Source organism: Corynebacterium sp. HMSC071B10, assembly GCF_001814825.1.
Lineage (GTDB): Bacteria > Actinomycetota > Actinomycetes > Mycobacteriales > Mycobacteriaceae > Corynebacterium.
Map to the genome: position 1 here is coordinate 1 of NZ_KV817940.1, position 3,489 is coordinate 3,489.

Here is a 3,489-nt window from a genome sequence, read left to right on the forward strand (position 1 = left end):
CCCCCGACCCGGATATAGGTCTCATCCACCCGCCAGGACCTGGCCTGCCAGTCAGGAACTTGCCGATACCACCGGGTCTTCTTATCCAGCTCAGGAGCATATTTCTGGACCCAGCGGTAGATCGTGGTGTGATCGACCGGCACTCCCCGCTCGGTCATCATCTCTTCGAGGTCGCGATAGCTCACGCCGTAGCGGCAGTACCACCGCACCGCCCACAGGATGATTTCACGAGGGAACTGCCGACCGGAGAAGATGCCCATGGACCTGATTATTCCACGCCGGTCTTCCTACTGCCCCAACTTTGCAACAGCACCGATGATAAGTTTATCACCACCGACTATTTGCAACAGTGCCCCGTCCGGATACTGCCAGATATCGGCGTCCAGGGAGATGTCCTGAAGCGCGGTGTCCGGAATTTCAGGTTTGTGTCTCTACAAAGACTAACTATCAGAAAAACTCATCGAGCATCAAATGAAACTGCAATTTATTCATATCAGGATTATCAATACCATATTTTTGAAAAAGCCGTTTCTGTAATGAAGGAGAAAACTCACCGAGGCAGTTCCATAGGATGGCAAGATCCTGGTATCGGTCTGCGATTCCGACTCGTCCAACATCAATACAACCTATTAATTTCCCCTCGTCAAAAATAAGGTTATCAAGTGAGAAATCACCATGAGTGACGACTGAATCCGGTGAGAATGGCAAAAGCTTATGCATTTCTTTCCAGACTTGTTCAACAGGCCAGCCATTACGCTCGTCATCAAAATCACTAGCATCAACCAAACCGTTATTCATTCGTGATTGCGCCTGAGCGAGACGAAATACGCGATCGCTGTTAAAAGGACAATTACAAACAGGAATCGAATGCAACCGGCGCAGGAACACTGCCAGCGCATCAACAATATTTTCACCTGAATCAGGATATTCTTCTAATACCTGGAATGCTGTTTTCCCGGGGATCGCAGTGGTGAGTAACCATGCATCATCAGGAGTACGGATAAAATGCTTGATGGTCGGAAGAGGCATAAATGCCGTCAGCCAGTTTAGTCTGACCATCTCATCTGTAACATCATTGGCAACGCTACCTTTGCCATGTTTCAGAAACAACTCTGGCGCATTGGGCTTCCCATACAATCGATAGATTGTCGCACCTGATTGCCCGACATTATCGCGAGCCCATCTATACCCATATAAATCAGCATCCAGGTTGGAATTTAATCGCGGCCTCGAGCAAGACGTTTCCCGTTGAATATGGCTCATAACACCCCTTGTATTACTGTTTATGTAAGCAGACAGTTTTATTGTTCATGATGATATATTACCGCAACCATCAATAATGACACTGGAGAAGTGACTACTACTTACCCTGACGGTTCAACCAAAACAATCACCGCAGAGGAAAGCGCACAAGCACTTCGAGCTCGTCTTAATGAAGCAAGCCCAGAACAGATCGCCGGCCTACAGGCTTCCATGGAAGAGCGCATCTCCAAAGAACAGGTATGCCCTTACGTTGTTGGCCTAGTCGGTGCAGGACATGCTGCAGCTTGGGGCAAAGTACTAGCTCTAGCAGCTGTCAACCCCGTGATTGCTGGCCTAGCACTTGCAGGTGAAACCGTATTCTGGACATGGGTATCTACCCACTGCTAGAAGGAGAACCTCATGCCACTGTGGATCATCGCAATTGTAGTTTTTGCTGGGGGCAGCATTGGCTATGCCCTTGGTCTAAAAAAGCGAATGGAAAATAATCCAAAGCTCCAAGGAAAAGGCCTTCGAGTTTTGTTTGCAAATAAGTAAAATATTTCATTCGCTCCGGTTCGTCACTCATCCAAGTTGACGAACCGGATTTTTATCAGACTTAACACGTTAAATAGAGGGCTTCTGTCTCCAGTACGCTTCAAGACAACGCTTAAAGAGTTTTATCTAACTGCCTAGCGGCAGGGGAACCGTATATTGCTTACGGTGTGAGCCCCTTTTTACTCCGCAGGAACCATTCCTTGCTCACGCAGCGCAGCAAGGTGTCGAGTGACCGTCGCACGAGACAGCCCCGTCTCCTCCATTATTTGCTTACGCGTCAACACGGTCCCTGTTTGTACATAGGAGTCACCGATTAAGGCTTGTATACGAGCGCGCGTAATCTGGCCTTCCACTCGCTTCTTACGATGTGTCTTTTCGAGCTTCGACCTTTGTGCTTGCGCATATTTACCGTCGGGGTCTGTTTTCCAGCGTTGTGCTGCTTTCTGGCCGCCTTTGCGTCCCATGGTGGCTAGTGCTTTTCGTTCGCTGCTGGTGGCTTTACCTGGAGCGCTAGTGCTTCCATAAGCCTTACTCTTGGACTGGGTGACGTAGCCACGCACGCGACGTGCCATGGTTTGGCGGTCGCGCATGGGCGGCATCTCACTGTCACGCCCGGCTCCGCCATGGGCGTGGGCCACGTTGTAGGCGTGCTCATAGGCATCAATAATCGCCGCATCAGTCAGACGCTGGCCTTGCTGGCGTAGGCGGTGGCCGACCTTGAGCGCGTGCTTAAAGGCGGTTTCGTCACGTGCCGCTTTTCCCTGGGTAGTCCACAGCACGCGCACTCCGTCGATAAGCTCCGGATCGTATTGGTCAAGACCCCCGGCGATTTCTGCATCTACGTCTTGGGCCAAGGCTTTAAATGCTTGGGCTTCCTCGCGGCGAGATTTCACTGCATTGATAAGTTCCCGGCCAGAGGAAAACTGTTGGCGCGGGGTGGGGTTGAACTGGTCGTGTCCTGCCATGTCCCTCACCTTTTTTACCAAGTCTCCAAGACGCATCACTCGGTTGTGTTGCCTGTACCAACGATAAGCCGTAGGAGCTTTGCCTGTGTAAAACGGGTTGCGGCTAAAGCGGTGGGAAAAATGCGGGTCGTGGTCTAAAAGCTCACCTAGTACGCGTGTGGTTGCTGCCAGCAACTTCATCTGCGCTGATTTGCCCCCACGGTCAGCGTAGACGGGGTCAATCAGCCAAATGAACTGCGCTTTCCCGTTAGTCGGGTTGATTCCCACCCACGCTGGGCCGATGGTGTGCGAAATAAGTGAGCGCACCACGTCGCGGACATAGGGATTTAAGTCTGCGGGGTCACCGCCGGCTGTTCCAATCTGGTCAACGTCAACAACCAGGACGGCGGCGTACTGCTTACTGGTAAGCATGACGTACTCGCACCGTCCTAAAGCCTCAGTGTCGAAGCGATACATGCGCGGCGAGTTCGTGCCGTCAGCATTACGCATATAAGACTTGGAAAAATCCCGTCCGATAGACCCGTGGAGCACCTCGCGGCCTAAATGTGCGCGGAGCAAGTCGCGGTCATTGGCGGATGCTGGGGTGTTATCCAGCCCGCCACGATCTGGTTCGACACGGGTGGGTGTTTTAATGTGCGCGTTTTGCGCGTAAGCCTGTAGACTCATGGCCATGCTTTCTCCCAGAGATGAGCTGGGTGATAAGCGAAAGTCACTGGGTTGCCGCCCG

At 51.8% G+C, this 3,489-nt stretch carries 5 protein-coding genes; 2 read left to right on the forward strand and 3 right to left on the reverse strand.

The features are described 5' to 3' along the window. Together HMPREF2990_RS00935 and HMPREF2990_RS00940 are read right to left on the reverse strand one after the other, a co-directional pair. Positions 1 to 260: IS6 family transposase (locus HMPREF2990_RS00935; protein WP_141757736.1), on the reverse strand; the 260-nt coding region annotated here is incomplete at its 3' end. A gap of 187 nt (positions 261 to 447) precedes the next feature. Continuing rightward, a complete protein-coding gene (locus HMPREF2990_RS00940) occupies positions 448 to 1,263 on the reverse strand; it encodes an aminoglycoside O-phosphotransferase APH(3')-Ia (protein WP_000018326.1) in 816 nt (271 codons plus the stop codon). A gap of 90 nt (positions 1,264 to 1,353) precedes the next feature. Here HMPREF2990_RS00940 and HMPREF2990_RS12605 point away from each other — a divergent pair, with 90 nt between their 5' ends. After that, positions 1,354 to 1,650 (forward strand): hypothetical protein, encoded by a 297-nt coding sequence (locus tag HMPREF2990_RS12605; RefSeq protein ID WP_141757737.1) that lies wholly within the window; start codon positions 1,354 to 1,356, stop codon positions 1,648 to 1,650. A 12-nt stretch (positions 1,651 to 1,662) separates the two neighbouring features. Further along, positions 1,663 to 1,797 (forward strand): hypothetical protein, encoded by a 135-nt coding sequence (locus HMPREF2990_RS13270; RefSeq protein ID WP_256364857.1) that lies wholly within the window; start codon positions 1,663 to 1,665, stop codon positions 1,795 to 1,797. A gap of 179 nt (positions 1,798 to 1,976) precedes the next feature. Here HMPREF2990_RS13270 and HMPREF2990_RS00945 read toward each other — a convergent pair. Continuing rightward, on the reverse strand, positions 1,977 to 3,489 hold a 1,513-nt coding region (locus HMPREF2990_RS00945), incomplete at its 5' end, for a replication initiation protein (RefSeq protein ID WP_371574641.1).